Below are 15,954 nucleotides of genomic sequence, written 5' to 3' on the forward strand. Positions count from 1 at the left end.
GAATTTTCCGAACTAAGCGCCCTTCGGTCCTTCTGCCGCGGCACTATGCCGCAGCGGAAAACACCTTTTCAGACGGCTCAGTGAGCCTCATCCCAGTTATTTCCTACACCAACCTCTACCAACAGCGGCACATCAAGCTTCGCTGCGTCGCTCATGTGCACGCGAATTTCATCGCGGACCTGGTCGACCAAATCTTCACGCACTTCCAGAACCAATTCATCGTGCACCTGCAGGATGACTTTGGCGTCAAGGCCTGACGCTGTCAGCCAGCTATCCACGGCAATCATGGCTTTCTTGATGATGTCCGCCGCAGTGCCTTGCATCGGGGCGTTGATCGCCGTGCGTTCGGCACCTTTGCGCAGGGCCGGGTTTTTTGCGTTGATTTCCGGCAGGTACAGACGACGACCGAAGATGGTTTCGACGAAACCTTGTTCGGCGGCCTGGGCGCGGGTGCGTTCCATGTATTCCAGCACGCCTGGGTAGCGGGCGAAGTATCGGTCGATGTAGGCCTGGGATTGCTTGCGATCAACACCAATCTGCTTGGCCAGGCCAAACGCGCTCATGCCGTAGATCAAACCGAAGTTGATCGCCTTGGCACTGCGCCGTTGGTCGGTGGTGACCTCTGCCAGTTCAACCCCGAAGACTTCCGCTGCGGTGGCTTTGTGCACGTCCAGATCATTGCGGAACGCGTGCAGCAAACCTTCGTCCTTGGCCAGGTGAGCCATGATTCGCAGTTCGATTTGCGAGTAGTCCGCTGCCAGTAGCTTGTAGCCTTTTGGCGCGACGAACGCCTGACGAATCCGACGCCCTTCGGCGGTGCGGATCGGAATGTTCTGCAGGTTCGGGTCGCTGGACGACAAACGCCCGGTCGCCGCGACGGCCTGATGATAAGAGGTATGAATTCGCCCGGTGCGCGGGTTGATCTGCTCTGGCAGGCGATCGGTGTAGGTGCTTTTCAGCTTGCTCATCGAGCGGTACTGCATCAGTACTTTGGGCAGCGGGAAATCCTGTTCGGCCAGTTCCGCCAGCACGGCTTCGGCGGTGGACGCCTGGCCCTTGGCGGTTTTGCTGATGATCGGCAGGCCGAGTTTTTCGTACAGGATCACGCCCAATTGCTTTGGCGAGCCGAGGTTGAATTCTTCCCCGGCAATGGCGAACGCCTCGCGCTCGAGGGCGACCATTTTCTCGCCCAGCTCAACGCTCTGAATGCCCAGCAGGTTGGCATCGACCAGTGCGCCTTGGCGTTCAATCCGTGCCAGCACCGGCACCAACGGCATTTCGATTTCGCTCAGGACCTTGCTCAGGCTCGGGATGGCATTGAGCTTTTCCTGCAGGGTTTGATGCAGGCGCAGCGTCACGTCGGCGTCTTCGGCGGCGTAAGGTCCGGCCAGTTCCAGGGAGATCTGGTCAAATGTCAGCTGTTTGGCACCCTTGCCGGCGATGTCCTGAAAACTGGTGGTGGTGTGATTCAGGTACTTGAGCGCCAGGCTGTCCATGTCGTGGCGGGTCGCGGTGGAGTCCAGCACGTAGGATTCGAGCATCGTATCGAAAGCGACGCCTTGTACGGTGATGCCGCAGCTCTGATCGCCACCGATGGCGCAGTTGGCCAGGATGTTCATGTCGAACTTGGCGTGCTGGCCAACCTTGAGTTTGCTTGGGTCTTCCAAAATTGGCTTCAGCGCGCGCAGCACGGTGTCGCGATCGAGCTGATCCGGCACGCCCATGTAGGAATGGGTCAGCGGGATGTAGGCCGCTTCGTTGGCTTGTACAGCGAAAGACAGGCCCACCAGTTGCGCCTGCTGCGCATCGATGCCAGTGGTTTCGGTATCGAAGGCAATCAGCTTGGCGTCGTTGAGCTTCTTCAGCCACAGGTCGAAATCAGCCTGGGTGAGGATAGTGGTGTACTTGAGTTCGGTATCGACGGCCGCTTCTTCAGCCACCGGAGCGACGACTTCCTGACCGGAACGCTTGGCGTCGCGCTGGTTATCTTCGAACCAGCTCTTGAACTCCAGCAGGGTATAGAGCTCGGCGAGCTTGTCGTGATCCGGCTTGCCCATTTGCAGGTCGTCGAGGCCGATATCCAGCGGCACGTCGATCTTGATGGTTGCCAATTGGTAGGAGAGAAACGCCATCTCCTTGTGCTCTTCGAGCTTGGCCGGCAGGGTTTTGGCCCCGCGAATCGGCAGGGTCGGGACGATGTCGAGCTGCGCATAGAGCTCGGTCAGGCCGCCGTTCACACCGACCAACAGGCCGGAAGCGGTCTTCGGGCCAATACCCGGAACGCCCGGAATGTTGTCGGAAGAATCGCCCATGAGTGCCAGGTAATCGATGATCTGCTCGGGAGCGACGCCGAATTTCTCCTTCACGCCCTCCACGTCCAGCGCGCTACCGGTCATGGTATTGACCAAGGTAATGTGGCCGTCGACCAGCTGCGCCATGTCCTTGTCGCCGGTGGAGATCACCACCGGGCGGTCGGCTGCCGCGCTGCTGCGGGCCAGGGTGCCGATCACGTCATCGGCTTCAACGCCTTCGACGCACAGGAGCGGGAAGCCCAGGGCGATCACGCTCTGGTGCAGCGGCTCGATCTGAACACGCATGTCGTCGGGCATGCTTGGGCGGTTGGCCTTGTATTCGGCGTACATGTCATCGCGAAATGTCCCACCCTTGGCGTCGAACACCACGGCGAACGGACTTTCCGGATACTGCTTGCGCAGACTCTTGAGCATGTTCAATACGCCCTTGACCGCACCGGTCGGCAGACCTTTGGAGGTGGTCAGCGGTGGGAGGGCGTGAAAGGCGCGGTACAGGTAAGAAGAACCGTCCACCAGGACGAGGGGGGCTTGGCTCATGAGCAGGATCAACCTTTTCGGCGGGTCCGGCGCTAGAATAGCGGGACCGTTGACGACAAAGGGACAAGGTTATCATGCGCACACTAAATCGCCTGTTGCTGGCTGGGTTGTTTGCATCCGTTCCGTTGGCCGTCATGGCGGCGAACGATGCGCCGACACCGGAGCCGGAAGTCACTATCCGCACGGAAGGGGATAAAACCATCCAGGAGTACCGTCAAAACGGTTTCCTGTATGCAATCAAGGTCACACCGAAGGGCGCACCGCCGTATTTTCTGGTGCGTGCGGACGGGACAGATGCAAACTTCATCCGCTCGGATCAGCCGGATATGCTGATTCCGTCGTGGAAGATCTTTGAGTGGAAGTAGTTTCTTAATTTCAATCGGCGCTGGCTCAAGCAGCGGCGCCCGTACTGGCAGTTCAAACATGTCTGTGTTCACCCCGCTGGCTCGGCCCGAGCTGGAAACCTTTCTCGCCCCTTACGGGCTCGGCCGCCTGCTTGATTTCCAGGGGATTGCCGCTGGTAGCGAAAACACCAATTTCTTCATCAGCCTGGAGCAGGGCGAATTTGTCCTGACCCTGGTTGAGCGTGGTCCGGTTCAGGAAATGCCGTTCTTCATAGAGCTGCTCGACGTGCTGCATGACGCCGACCTGCCAGTGCCTTATGCCTTGCGCACCACTGACGGCGTCGCCTTGCGCGAACTGGCCGGCAAACCTGCGCTGTTGCAGCCGCGTCTGGCTGGCAAGCACATCAAGGAAGCCAATGCGCAGCATTGCGCTCAGGTGGGCGAGTTGCTCGGCCATCTGCACCTTGCGACCCAGGCCAACATGATCAAGCGCAAGACCGATCGCGGCCTGGACTGGATGCTGGAAGAGGGCGCGCAGTTGCTGTCGCACCTCAATCCCGAGCAAAGCGATCTGCTGCAACGGGCGCTGGACGAAATCACACAGCAGAAGACGAAAATTCTTGCGCTGCCACGAGCCAACATCCACGCCGACCTGTTCCGCGATAACGCGATGTTCGAAGGCACCCACCTGACCGGGTTGATCGACTTCTACAACGCGTGTTCGGGGCCGATGCTCTACGACGTGGCGATCGCCTTGAACGACTGGTGTTCGGACGAGAGTGGATTGATCGACGGGCCGCGGGCGAGGGCGTTGCTCGGCGCTTATGCCGCGCTGCGACCGTTCACGGCGGCCGAGGCGGAGTTGTGGCCGACCCTGCTGCGGGTGGCATGTGTGCGGTTCTGGTTGTCGCGGTTGATCGCCGCCGAGTCGTTTGCCGGGCAGGACGTGCTGATTCACGATCCGATGGAGTTTCAGCAGCGTCTGGCGCAGCGGCAGAAAGTCAGCACGCCGCTGCCGTTCGCGCTCTAAAAGCTTCGCGAGCAGGCTCGCTCCCACCGGGGATCTTTAGTGGACACAAAATCTGTGTTCACATCGATCAATGTGGGAGCGAGCCTGCTCGCGAATGGAGCGACACAAATGTCTGAGTTACAACGACTCCAGGCACCCAGCCAAATCATTCCCTAACTTCTCCAGCACCTGCTCATACCCCTGAGCGGTTGCCGGCGTGTAGCCTCCCAACGCGTCTAGTTCCGCCAGCTTCACCGGCAATCCCGCCACCAGGGTTTCCGCCAGGCGCGGACGCAGAGGCGGTTCGCTGAACACGCAGGTTTTGCCGACTTCCTGCAATCGAGTGCGCATCGCCGCGACGTGCTGGGCGCCGGGCTGAACCTCGGCGGCGACGCTGAATACGCCGGCGTGCTTGAGGCCGTAGGCGTCTTCAAAGTAGTCGAAGGCCTCGTGGAATACGAAGTAAGGTTTGCCCGCGATGCCGGCCAGGCGCGCCTTCAAGCGAAGATCCATTGCATCCAGACGCTCATCGAACGCCTTGAGGTTGCTCTGATAACGCGCGGCATTGGCCGGATCGGCTGCGCTCAGGTCTGCGGCCATTTTTGTGGCGATAACACGGGCGTTGACCGGCGAAAGCCACAAGTGCGCGTCCAGACTGCCGGGACGGTGATCGTGATCGTGTTCATCGGCTTCTTCAGCATGGGAGTGGCTATCTTCGGCGAAACGTCGCAGTTTCAGCCCCGGCAAATCCTGCACGGCGACGCTGGGCAGCGTACGACCGTTCAGCACGCGGGGCAGGAAACCTTCCATGCTCGGACCGATCCAGTACACCAGATCCACCGATTGCACCTTCCGTACGTCGGATGGGCGCAAGGCATAGTTATGAGGCGAGGCGCCGGGCGGCAGCAAGACTTCCGGAATCGCCACGCCGTCCTGCACCGCCGCCGCGATCAGCTGTAGAGGCTTGATACTGGTGAGAACTTTGACTTCGGCGTGAGCTGAACCCATCAGCAGAAAACTGGCGACAAATGCGACAAAGATAGAAAAAAGTCGGGACACGATGACCACTCGAAGAGGCGAGAACGGGTAACATAATAACGTCTCTCACAAAACTCGTCGCCGCTCATGCCTAAAACACCGATTGCCAGCCGTCCCCACGACCACTCTCATTGCGTCCATAGCGCATTGTCTGAGGCCGATGCTCTGTGCGCACGTCAAGGCCTGCGCCTGACCGCCTTGCGTCGGCGGGTGCTGGAACTGGTCTGGCAAAGCCACAAACCGTTGGGTGCCTACGACATTCTCGCGGTACTCAGCGAGCAGGACGGCCGCCGTGCGGCGCCGCCGACTGTGTACCGTGCGCTGGATTTCCTGCTGGAAAACGGCCTCGTACACCGTATCTCCTCGTTGAACGCCTTCGTTGGCTGCAATCACCCGGAACACGCCCACCAGGGCCAGTTCCTGATTTGCCGCGAATGCCACGCCGCCATCGAACTCGAACAGAAATCCATCAGTGACGCGATCATCAGTAGCGCCAAGGATGTCGGTTTTGTCGTCGAGGGCCAGACCGTTGAAGTGGTCGGCCTGTGCTCAGGTTGCCAGGGGGTTTAATGAGCAATGCGCTGATCCGCCTCGAGCAGGTTGCTGTCACCTTTGCCGGACAAAACGTGCTGGATAACATCGAGCTGAGTGTCGAGCCGGGGCAGATCGTCACCCTGATCGGCCCTAACGGCGCCGGCAAGACCACGCTGGTGCGCGCGGTACTCGGTCTGTTGAAGCCGGACAGCGGCAGCGTGTGGCGCAAGCCGAAACTGCGGGTCGGTTACATGCCGCAAAAACTTCACGTCGATCCGACACTGCCGCTGTCGGTGCTGCGCTTCTTGCGCCTGGTGCCGGGCGTGGACCGCGCCATGGCCTTGTCGGCACTCAAGGAAGTCGGCGCCGAACAGGTGATCGACAGCCCGGTGCAAAGTGTTTCCGGAGGCGAAATGCAGCGGGTGCTGCTGGCCCGGGCATTGCTGCGTGAGCCGGAACTGCTGGTGCTCGACGAACCGGTGCAAGGCGTCGATGTGGCCGGTCAGGCCGAGCTCTACAGCCTGATCACACGATTGCGCGACCGCCACGGCTGCGGCGTGTTGATGGTGTCCCACGATTTGCACCTGGTGATGAGCACCACCGATCAGGTGGTCTGCCTCAACCGTCACGTCTGCTGCTCCGGGCACCCTGAGCAGGTCAGCGGTGATCCGGCTTTCGTCGAGCTGTTCGGAAAGAACGCACAAAGCCTGGCGATTTATCACCACCATCACGACCACGCCCATGACTTGCATGGCTCGGTAGTCAACGCTGCCCCGTCGGCCCCTACCCACGTTCACGGAGATAGCTGCAAGCATGGCTGATTTTCTGCTCTACGCCCTGCTTGCAGGTCTGGCCCTGGCGTTGGTCGCGGGCCCGCTAGGTTCGTTCGTGGTCTGGCGGCGCATGGCCTATTTCGGCGACACCCTTTCGCATGCCGCGCTGCTCGGCGTGGCGCTGGGTTTTCTGCTGGATGTCAGCCCGACCGTTGCGGTCACCGTAGGCTGCCTGCTGTTGGCGGTGTTGCTGGTGACCTTGCAGCAGCGTCAACCGCTGGCGTCCGACACGCTTTTGGGAATTCTCGCACCGAGCACGCTCTCTTTGGGTTTGGTCGTACTAAGCTTCATGCACGAAGTGCGGATCGACCTGATGGCTTATCTGTTCGGCGACTTGCTGGCGATCAGCCCGACCGATCTGGCCTGGATACTCGGCGGCAGCGCGGCCGTTCTGGCCTTGCTGGTGACGTTGTGGCGGCCATTGCTGGCAATCACGGTGCACGAAGAATTGGCCAGGGTTGAAGGTCTGCCGGTGGCGGCGTTGCGCTTGACCCTGATGTTGCTGATCGCTGTGGTGATCGCGGTGGCGATGAAAATCGTCGGTGTGTTGCTGATTACGTCCTTGCTGATCATCCCGGCGGCTGCGGCACAACGTCACGCCCGGTCACCGGAGCAGATGGCACTGGGCGCGAGCCTGCTGGGCATGCTCGCGGTCTGTGGCGGGCTGGCGCTGTCGTGGTTCAAGGACACCCCGGCGGGCCCATCGATTGTTGTGACGGCCGCCGCACTGTTTCTGCTGAGTTTTGTCCTGCCCCGTCGAGGGGTGTAGACTTGCTCGTTTTTTGCGCAAATAGAGAGTCGCAGGAATGAAGCCGTTCGCCTCCCGTTATCTGCTCCTTGTCGTATTTTCGCTGCTACTGGGCGCTTGTCAAAGCACGCCACCGGCGGCCACCGAGGCTACCGGTGCACGGGCCACGGCCATCGCACAGCTGGAACAAAGCCTCGCCAGCAGTGAGCTGGCGACTGCCGAAGATCAACTGGCTGCCTTGCAGGCCGAGTCGCCCAATGATCAATCGCTTGAGCAATACCAGCGGCAACTGGCCGAAGCCTATCTGCGCCGCAGTCAGATCGTGCTGCAAAAGGGCGATGTGAATGCGGCTGCCACGGCGCTGAGCCGCGCCCGGTCGTTGATGCCCAAGGCTCCGGCGCTGACTGGCGGGGTCAACAATGCCATCGTTGATGCCCGCAAAGCTGAACTGGATAGAGCCGAAGCTGCGCTCATGGCTGCCGAAGCCAAGCCACAGGCCAAGGTCATTGATCCGACGGCTGAAAGCACCACGGTTGCGTTGAACCTGACGGATATGACCAAGCTTCGTCGTCAACTGGATGCGATCGCCGCCGATGTGGTGAATTACCAGTGCGACGTGAGCATTCAGGCGCCACGCACCCAGGACTTCCCTTGGTTGACTACGTTGCTGACCAAGCGCGTGAAGAAACTCGATGCGGATTTTGATCTGAACCTCGAGAAGCAGATTTTGCGCAACATTCCGGCGCAGATGGTTCTGAGTCCTCGCAAGCCCTAAAAGCATCGCGAGCAAGCTCGCTCCCACATTAGACCGCGTTCTATTGAACAACCCGGTCAACTGTGGGAGCGAGCTTGCTCGCGATAGCGTCCTCCCTATCGATACAAACCTTAAGCCGGAATCGCCTTGGCTTTCGGCTCCCTGTCCCACACCCGATGCTGCCCGATCGCGGCAAAAAACGGTTTGATCAACTTCGCATCCGCCTCCACGATAAACCCCGCATCAGCCTCCAGCTTCAACACATCCAGCAACTGTTTGGCCTCGCCTTGCAGCGCAATCGCCTTCAAATGCTTGTACGCCTCCAACAGGTAATGCAGCGCCACACCGTCGGTGCTCAACGCCTTGATCGACGCCGCGCCGCCGGGCACAAACACCGCATCGAACGCCACCGAAGGCAAGCCCTCCATCGACGCATCGACCGGCAGCGTCTTGCCATCGGCGGTGGTCACAGGGGCAGACGTCGGGCCGAGCAGTTTGGCGTGCGCACCTTCGGCCTTCAGCGCTTTCTTCATGGCATCAATCGCTGCACCATCGACGCCATTGGCTGCCAGGATTGCCACTTTGCGGGTTTTTATATCTGCCGGCAGCAAGTTGGCCTGACTCAGGGCTGGCGAGCGATCCGGTGAGGTTTTGCGTACTTCGACCGTCCCGGCTTTGGGCGCTGGCAACCCCAGGTTCTGCGCCACGCGCTTGGCCAGATCCAGATCGATGTTGGCCAGAATCTCATTCACCTGGCGCGCGCGGATGAACGCCCGCTCAACCTTGCCCAGCTCGAAGCTGTAAGCCGAGATGATGTGCTCCTGCTCGTGCTTGCTCATGCTGTGGAAAAACAGCCGTGCCTGGGAGAAGTGGTCGCTGAAGGATTCGCTGCGCTGACGGATCTTGTTGGCGTCGATGCGCTCTGGGTAACTTTCAAAGCCACCATCTTGTGCTGCCGGCGGCGTTTCTTTCGGCCAGCCGCTATCAATGGAGTTCGGCTCGTAGGACGCGCGACCCTTGTCGATGGTGGTGCGATGCAGCGCATCCCGTTGACCATTGTGGAACGGTGCCACCGGGCGGTTGATCGGGATCTCGTGAAAGTTCGGCCCGCCAAGTCGGCTGATTTGCGTATCGGTGTAGGAAAACAGTCGACCTTGCAGCAATGGATCGTTGGAAAAGTCGATCCCCGGCACGATATGCCCAGGGCAGAAGGCGACCTGTTCGGTTTCGGCGAAGAAGTTGTCGGGGTTACGGTTGAGGGTCATTTTGCCCAGTGGGGTGATCGGCACCAGTTCTTCCGGGATCAGCTTGGTCGGGTCGAGGATGTCGAAGTCGAATTTATGTTCGTTCTCCTCCTCGATGATCTGTACGCCCAGCTCCCATTGCGGGTAGTCGCCCATCTCGATCGACTCCCAGAGATCGCGACGGTGGTAATCCGTGTCTTTACCGGCGAGTTTCTGTGCTTCATCCCACACCAGCGAACAGGTCCCGGCCGTGGGGCGCCAGTGGAATTTGACGAAGCGCGATTTACCTTCGGCGTTGATCAGGCGGAAGGTGTGCACGCCGAAGCCTTGCATGCTGCGCAGGCTTTTCGGGATCGCACGGTCGGACATGGTCCAGATCACCATGTGCGCCGATTCCGGTACCAGCGAGACAAAATCCCAAAAGGTATCGTGAGCTGAGCCGCCGGTGGGTATTTCATTGTGCGGCTCGGGTTTCACCGCGTGTACGAAGTCAGGAAACTTGATCGCATCCTGAATGAAAAACACCGGCATGTTATTGCCCACCAAGTCGAAGTTTCCTTCGTCGGTGAAAAACTTCACCGCGAAACCTCGTACGTCCCGCACGGTATCGCCCGACCCGCGAGGGCCCTGCACCGTGGAGAAGCGGACGAAGACCGGGGTTTTTTGGCTTGGGTCTTGTAGGAACCCGGCCTTGGTCAACACGGAATGGGTTTCATAGCACTGGAAATAGCCGTGAGCACCGGTGCCGCGGGCGTGGACGATGCGCTCGGGAATGCGTTCATGGTCAAAGTGCGTGATCTTTTCACGCATGATGAAATCTTCCAGCAACGATGGCCCGCGGGCGCCGGCCTTCAACGTGTTCTGGTTGTCCGAGACTTTCACGCCCTGGTTGGTACGCAGGGCCTGTTCAGTGGCGTCGGAGCGAAATGGCTCCAGGCTGTCGAGCTTGGCATTGGTGTTCCCGCGGTCCGGCGTATCGGTCCCGGCCAGTGCGCTTTTGGTTGCGGCAGGCTTTTTAGTACTCATCAGACAAAACTCCTCGTTGCGATTCCCGCCGTAGCCAGGACTCTTGAGCAATACCCCAGGCACGGACCAAGGGCGTTTTCGAGTTGCCTAATTAGTGACTGATGACGATTTGCGCCGTTCCTTTTTTCTAACCTTTGATCGCGTTATTGCCAAATGGAAGGTTGAATGCGGAATAAATGCTAATAACCTCTATACGGACAGGCTAAAATGCGCGCCCGGCTAACCGCTGATCCTTTTCCAACGCGCCCCACAAGGTTCGCTACGTGATCGAGTTTCAAAACGTCCACAAAACCTACCGCGTCGCCGGTAAGGATATTCCCGCCCTGCATCCGACCAGTCTGACGATTGAGAACGGTCAGGTCTTCGGTCTGATCGGCCATTCCGGTGCGGGAAAAAGTACCCTGCTGCGTCTGATCAATCGCCTGGAAGAGTCCAGTGGCGGCAAGATATTTGTCGACGGCGAAGAAGTCACCGCGCTCGACGCCAACAGCCTGCGACGCTTCCGTCAGCAAGTCGGGATGATTTTCCAGCACTTCAACTTGCTGGCGTCCAAGACCGTGGCCGACAACGTCGCGCTGCCACTGACCCTGGCCGGTGAACTGTCGCGCAGCGAGATCGACCGTCGTGTGGCCGAATTGCTGAAGCGGGTCGGCCTGTCCGACCACGCCAAGAAGTACCCGGCGCAGTTGTCCGGTGGCCAGAAGCAGCGCGTCGGCATTGCCCGCGCCCTGGCAACCAAGCCGAAAATCCTGCTGTGCGACGAAGCCACCAGCGCACTGGACCCGCAGACCACCGCGTCGGTCCTGCAATTGCTGGCCGAGATCAATCGCGAGCTGAAGCTGACCATCGTGTTGATCACCCACGAGATGGACGTGATCCGCCGGGTCTGCGACCAGGTCGCGGTGATGGACGCTGGCGTGATCGTCGAGCAAGGTTCGGTGGCCGAGGTGTTCCTGCATCCGAAGCACCCGACCACCAAACGCTTCGTGCAAGAAGACGAGCAGATCGACGAAAGCGAACAGCGCGACGACTTCGCTCACGTGCCGGGCCGTATCGTGCGTCTGACCTTCCAGGGCGAAGCGACCTACGCACCGCTACTGGGTACCGTCGCTCGTGAAACGGGTGTGGACTACAGCATCCTGGCCGGTCGTATCGACCGCATTAAAGACGTGCCCTACGGGCAGTTGACCCTGGCCGTTACCGGTGGCGACATGGAAGCGGCGTTCGCCCACTTCACCGCAGCTGACGTCCACATGGAGGTGCTGCGCTGATGGAAGTCCTGGCAAGTTTCTTCGTCAATATCGACTGGTTCGAAATCTGGCTGGCCACCGGCGATACCTTTCTGATGCTCTTCGGTTCGCTGTTGTTCACCGTTTTGCTCGGTCTGCCCCTGGGCGTGCTGTTGTTCCTCTGCAGCCCGCGTCAGTTGCTGGAAGCCAAAGGCGTCTACGCAATGTTGTCGCTGATGGTGAACATCCTGCGTTCGCTGCCGTTCATTATTCTGCTGATTGTGATGATTCCGTTCACGGTGTTGATCACCGGTACGTCCCTCGGTGTCGCCGGTGCGATTCCGCCGCTGGTGGTGGGCGCTACGCCATTCTTTGCGCGGCTGGTGGAAACCGCCCTGCGTGAAGTGGATCGCGGCATCATCGAGGCGACCCAGGCCATGGGCGCGACGACCCGGCAAATCATCACCAATGCCTTGCTGCCGGAAGCCCGCCCGGGCATCTTCGCGGCGATTACGGTGACAGCCATTACACTGGTGTCCTACACGGCGATGGCAGGTGTGGTCGGCGCGGGTGGTTTGGGTGACCTGGCGATCCGTTTCGGTTACCAGCGTTTCCAGCCCGATGTGATGGTCGTGACGGTGCTGTTGCTGTTGGTGCTGGTCCAGGTGCTGCAAACCGTTGGCGATAAGTTGGTTGTGCACTTCTCCAGGAAATAAAGAGTCCCGTAAATGACAATTGAGCCGGCCATTCGCTGGCAGGCGTCGAAGACCGGCGCCGCACAAGGAGTTAGCTGAATGAAAAAACTACTCGTAGCGCTCGCAGCCGTTGCGGCGTTCTCTGCCCAGGCCAATGAAACCCTGACCGTCGCGGCCACCCCGGTTCCGCACGCAGAAATCCTCGAATTCGTGAAACCGGCCCTGGCCAAAGAAGGCGTGGACCTGAAGGTCAAAGTCTTCACCGACTACATTCAGCCGAACGTGCAGGTGGCCGAAAAACGTCTGGACGCCAACTTCTTCCAGCACCAGCCGTACCTCGATGAATTCAACAAGGCCAAGGGCACCAACCTGGTGGCCGTTGCCGGTGTGCACCTGGAACCGCTGGGCGCTTACTCCAGCAAGTACAAAGCGCTGACCGAACTGCCAGGCGGCGCCAACGTGGTTATCCCGAACGACGCCACCAACGGCGGCCGTGCGCTGTTGCTGCTGGCGAAGGCTGGCCTGATCAAGTTGAAGGATTCGAACAACATCCTCGCGACCGTCAAGGACATCACCGAGAACACCAAGGACCTGAAATTTCGTGAACTGGAAGCCGCGACCATCCCGCGCGTGCTGACCCAGGTCGACCTGGCGCTGATCAACACCAACTACGCGCTGGAAGCCAAGCTTGATCCGTCCAAGGACGCGCTGGTCATCGAAGGCAGCGACTCGCCTTACGTGAACATCCTCGTTGCCCGTCCAGACGACAAGGACAGCGAAGCGATGAAGAAGCTGATTGCTGCCCTTCACAGCCCGGAAGTGAAAGCCTTCATCCTCGAGAAGTACAAAGGCGCGGTCGTGCCGGCGTTCTGATCTGAAGCTTTAACGAAAAATGGGGCGCATTGAATGCGCCCCATTTTTTATGCCTGAAACACCATCCCCTGTAGGAGCGAGCCTGCTCGCGATAGCGCCATCACTGCCAACATTGATGTTGAATGTCAGACTGCAATCGCGAGCAGGCTCACTCCTACAGGGGTATGCGGTGTTAATTATTTGCGGTTAAGCATCACCGGCAACTGCGCCACCAATTTCACGTTGTTCAACGGCGCCCGAATGAACCCTCGCTGCGTCCCGTCCGGCCCGATCACCGCCAGGTTGCCGCTGTGGTCAACGGTGTAGTTCGGCTTGCTGGTGTCCGCCGGAATGAACGGAATACTCACCGCGTTGGCCAGTTTCTGAATGTCTTCAACCGACGAAGCCGTCAGCCCTTGGAATTGCGGATCGAAATAGCCCAGGTACTGCTTGAGCTGCTGGGGCGTGTCGCGATTCGGGTCGACGCTGACCAGAATGATCTGCAACTTATCCACCGCTTCCGGCGGCAGTTCGCTCTTGATCTGACGCAACTGGGCGAGGGTGGTCGGGCAAATGTCGGGGCAGAAGGTGTAGCCGAAGAACAGCAGCGACCATTTGTCTTTCAGCTCATTGACCGCCACCGGTTTGCCGTTCTGGTCGGTCATCGTCACGTTCGGCAGGTTGCGGCTTTGCGGTAGCAGAATGATCCCGGCATCGATCAGAGCCGTCGGGTCGCCCTGGCCTTTTCCAGACAGCACTTTGTTGATGGTCAGGCCCAGGACCAGCGCGATCAGGGCAACGAGGATGAAGACGGTTTTCTGGGTTCGAGTCATAGGTTCAACAGTAAGTAGTGGTCTACGAGCAGCGCGATAAACAGCAGGAACAAGTAGTAAATAGAGTACTTGAACGTGTTGATCGCCGCGTGCGGCCGAGTGCCACGGTACAGCACGATGGCCCATTGCAGAAACCTCGCGCCCAGTCCCAGCGCGCAAATCAGGTAGAGCACGCCGCTCATGTGGATCACGTACGGCATCAGGCTGACGGCCAGCAGCGCAAAGGTATAAAGCAGGATGTGGACCTTGGTGTAGTGCTCGCCATGGGTCACCGGCAGCATCGGAATGTCGGCCTTGGCGTATTCCTCTTTACGGTGAATGGCCAGCGCCCAGAAGTGCGGCGGGGTCCAGGCGAAGATGATCAACACCAACAGCAGGGGTTCGGCGCTGACGTGGCCGGTGGCGGCGGTCCAGCCGAGCAGTGGCGGGGCGGCGCCGGCCAGTCCGCCGATGACGATGTTTTGCGGCGTCGCGCGTTTCAGGAAACCGGTGTAGACCACCGCATAGCCGAGTAGCGAGGCCAGGGTCAGCCACGCCGTCAGTGGATTGGTGAAGGCCAGCAGTACGGCTTGCCCAAGCACCGCCAATACCAAGGCAAACGTCAGCGCGGCCGCCGGTGACACTCGACCTTCGGCCAGGGGACGTTTGTGCGTGCGGGCCATGACCGCATCGATGCGTCGGTCCACCACATGATTGACAGCTGCCGCACCACCGGCACACAAGGCGATCCCCAGATTGCCGAACACCAGCACCGTCCACGGCACCCCGGCGCGGGTCGCGAGGAACATGCCGACCAGCGAGGTGATGAGCATCAGCACCACCACTTTCGGTTTGGTCAGTTCCAGGTAGTCACGCCAGATCGCCTGACTGTGACGTGCGCCGATCAGAGTCGCCATGGCATCTCTCCTTTTATTGTTATGGGCCCGGCTGAGTGTTTACGCGGGCTGAACCGCCAGCGTGCAGGGGGTTGCTGCTTGACCCGAACCAGACTGGTTCGCGCGTGATAATTGACCAGCACCATCGTCAGCAACAGTGCCGCGCCGCCCGCGTTGTGCGCGACGGCCACTGGCAGCGGCAGGTGAAACAGCACATTGCTGATGCCGAGGGTGATTTGTGCGGCGAGTGCGATCAGCACCAACCCGGCCAGCCGCGTCATGCCGACCACCTTCAGCTGCCAGGCCAGCCCCAGCAAAACCAGGGTCACCAGCAAAGCGCCGATGCGGTGAGTCAGATGAATCGCGGTGCGGGCATCGCTGTCCAGTTGCCCGCCGAGGTAATTGGGGCCGATGTGTTGAGTCAGGTGAAAACCGTTGGCGAAGTCCGCCGGCGGCAACCACTGCCCATGACAGGTCGGGAAGTCGATACAGGCCACCGCCGCGTAGTTGGAACTGACCCATCCACCCAAGGCAATTTGCAGAATCACCAGCAGCAACCCGGCGGTCGCCCAGTACTGCAAACGACGTGGTACGGTCAGCGCCGGCAACACGCCGGACAATCGCAACGTCAGCAAAAACAACAGACTCAACGTCGCAAAGCCGCCGAGCAAATGCCCGGTGACCACTTGCGGCCAGAGCTTGAGCGTCACCGTCCACATGCCGAACGCTGCCTGGGCGAACACCACCGCCAGCAGAAACAACGGCAACTTCACCGGCTGCCCCGGATGACGACGATGAACCCAGGCGCGACCGGCCAATACCGAGATCAACAGCCCCAGCGTGCCGGCGAAATAGCGGTGAACCATCTCGTTCCAGCCCTTATGGGCTTCGACGGGAGCGTCGGGAAAATGCAGTTCGGCATGGGCCAATTGAACTTCGCTTTTCGGTACGCTGATAAAGCCATAGCAACCCGGCCAGTCCGGACAGCCGAGGCCGGCGTGGGTCAGGCGGGTGTAGGCGCCGAGCAACACCACAATCAGTGCCAGCAAGGTGGCAAACAGCGCGAGGCGAAATCCAGGTTTGGCCATGAC

At 60.0% G+C, this 15,954-nt stretch carries 15 protein-coding genes; 9 read left to right on the forward strand and 6 right to left on the reverse strand.

Annotation, left to right across the window (positions count from 1 at the left end; translation table 11 throughout):
* Positions 1 to 77: 77 nt before the first annotated feature.
* The gene (gene polA / locus AC3IUE_RS00270) at positions 78 to 2,849 is read right to left on the reverse strand and encodes a DNA polymerase I (RefSeq protein WP_489264881.1); all 2,772 of its coding nucleotides are present in this window, start codon (positions 2,847 to 2,849) and stop codon (positions 78 to 80) included.
* A gap of 74 nt (positions 2,850 to 2,923) precedes the next feature.
* Here polA and AC3IUE_RS00275 point away from each other — a divergent pair, with 74 nt between their 5' ends.
* Positions 2,924 to 3,214, forward strand: a complete 291-nt coding sequence (locus AC3IUE_RS00275; protein ID WP_056738439.1) for a DUF2782 domain-containing protein — start codon at positions 2,924 to 2,926, stop codon at positions 3,212 to 3,214.
* Between the two features lie 58 nt (positions 3,215 to 3,272).
* Complete coding sequence (locus AC3IUE_RS00280; RefSeq protein ID WP_489264883.1) at positions 3,273 to 4,223, forward strand: homoserine kinase; 951 nt, start codon at positions 3,273 to 3,275, stop codon at positions 4,221 to 4,223.
* Between the two features lie 117 nt (positions 4,224 to 4,340).
* Here AC3IUE_RS00280 and AC3IUE_RS00285 read toward each other — a convergent pair whose 3' ends face one another.
* The gene (locus AC3IUE_RS00285) at positions 4,341 to 5,261 is read right to left on the reverse strand and encodes a zinc ABC transporter substrate-binding protein (RefSeq protein WP_489264885.1); all 921 of its coding nucleotides are present in this window, start codon (positions 5,259 to 5,261) and stop codon (positions 4,341 to 4,343) included.
* Between the two features lie 66 nt (positions 5,262 to 5,327).
* On the opposite strand from AC3IUE_RS00285, the gene zur reads away from it, so the two are divergent.
* Genes zur through AC3IUE_RS00305 form a run of 4 tightly spaced genes read left to right on the forward strand, consistent with a single transcriptional unit; the run spans position 5,328 to position 8,130 of the window.
* A complete protein-coding gene (gene zur / locus AC3IUE_RS00290) occupies positions 5,328 to 5,810 on the forward strand; it encodes a zinc uptake transcriptional repressor Zur (protein WP_008155995.1) in 483 nt (160 codons plus the stop codon).
* Positions 5,810 to 6,595, forward strand: a complete 786-nt coding sequence (gene znuC / locus AC3IUE_RS00295) for a zinc ABC transporter ATP-binding protein ZnuC (protein ID WP_111448129.1) — start codon at positions 5,810 to 5,812, stop codon at positions 6,593 to 6,595. Before zur ends, znuC begins: the two co-directional genes overlap by 1 nt.
* Positions 6,588 to 7,376 carry a zinc ABC transporter permease subunit ZnuB gene (gene znuB, locus AC3IUE_RS00300; protein WP_046044875.1) on the forward strand — a complete coding sequence of 263 codons (789 nt, stop codon included), beginning with the start codon at positions 6,588 to 6,590 and terminating at the stop codon, positions 7,374 to 7,376. Before znuC ends, znuB begins: the two co-directional genes overlap by 8 nt.
* Before the next feature lie 37 nt (positions 7,377 to 7,413).
* A complete protein-coding gene (locus AC3IUE_RS00305) occupies positions 7,414 to 8,130 on the forward strand; it encodes a PA5502 family lipoprotein (RefSeq protein ID WP_489264888.1) in 717 nt (238 codons plus the stop codon).
* A 110-nt stretch (positions 8,131 to 8,240) separates the two neighbouring features.
* Here AC3IUE_RS00305 and katE read toward each other — a convergent pair whose 3' ends face one another.
* Positions 8,241 to 10,379 carry a catalase HPII gene (katE, locus tag AC3IUE_RS00310; RefSeq protein ID WP_489264890.1) on the reverse strand — a complete coding sequence of 713 codons (2,139 nt, stop codon included), beginning with the start codon at positions 10,377 to 10,379 and terminating at the stop codon, positions 8,241 to 8,243.
* A gap of 263 nt (positions 10,380 to 10,642) precedes the next feature.
* On the opposite strand from katE, the gene AC3IUE_RS00315 reads away from it, so the two are divergent.
* From AC3IUE_RS00315 to AC3IUE_RS00325, 3 genes are all read left to right on the forward strand, one after another.
* The gene (locus AC3IUE_RS00315) at positions 10,643 to 11,650 is read left to right on the forward strand and encodes a methionine ABC transporter ATP-binding protein (protein WP_056738424.1); all 1,008 of its coding nucleotides are present in this window, start codon (positions 10,643 to 10,645) and stop codon (positions 11,648 to 11,650) included.
* On the forward strand, positions 11,650 to 12,324 hold the full coding sequence (locus AC3IUE_RS00320; protein ID WP_046044871.1) for a methionine ABC transporter permease: 675 nt from the start codon (positions 11,650 to 11,652) through the stop codon (positions 12,322 to 12,324). Before AC3IUE_RS00315 ends, AC3IUE_RS00320 begins: the two co-directional genes overlap by 1 nt.
* Positions 12,325 to 12,402: 78 nt before the next feature.
* Entirely contained in the window at positions 12,403 to 13,176 is a 774-nt protein-coding gene (locus AC3IUE_RS00325) for a MetQ/NlpA family ABC transporter substrate-binding protein (RefSeq protein WP_489264893.1), read from the forward strand.
* Positions 13,177 to 13,352: 176 nt separating this feature from the next.
* Here AC3IUE_RS00325 and AC3IUE_RS00330 read toward each other — a convergent pair whose 3' ends face one another.
* From AC3IUE_RS00330 to AC3IUE_RS00340, 3 genes are read right to left on the reverse strand one after another with little or no spacing between them, the layout of a single operon-like run.
* Positions 13,353 to 13,988, reverse strand: a complete 636-nt coding sequence (locus AC3IUE_RS00330; protein WP_046044869.1) for an SCO family protein — start codon at positions 13,986 to 13,988, stop codon at positions 13,353 to 13,355.
* Positions 13,985 to 14,884, reverse strand: a complete 900-nt coding sequence (gene cyoE, locus AC3IUE_RS00335) for a heme o synthase (RefSeq protein ID WP_056738417.1) — start codon at positions 14,882 to 14,884, stop codon at positions 13,985 to 13,987. The genes AC3IUE_RS00330 and cyoE overlap by 4 nt, the downstream gene beginning before the upstream one ends.
* The gene (locus AC3IUE_RS00340) at positions 14,872 to 15,951 is read right to left on the reverse strand and encodes a COX15/CtaA family protein (protein WP_056738415.1); all 1,080 of its coding nucleotides are present in this window, start codon (positions 15,949 to 15,951) and stop codon (positions 14,872 to 14,874) included. Before AC3IUE_RS00340 ends, cyoE begins: the two co-directional genes overlap by 13 nt.
* Positions 15,952 to 15,954 lie beyond the last annotated feature (3 nt).

It is taken from the genome of Pseudomonas sp. GL_093 (genome assembly GCF_057837605.1).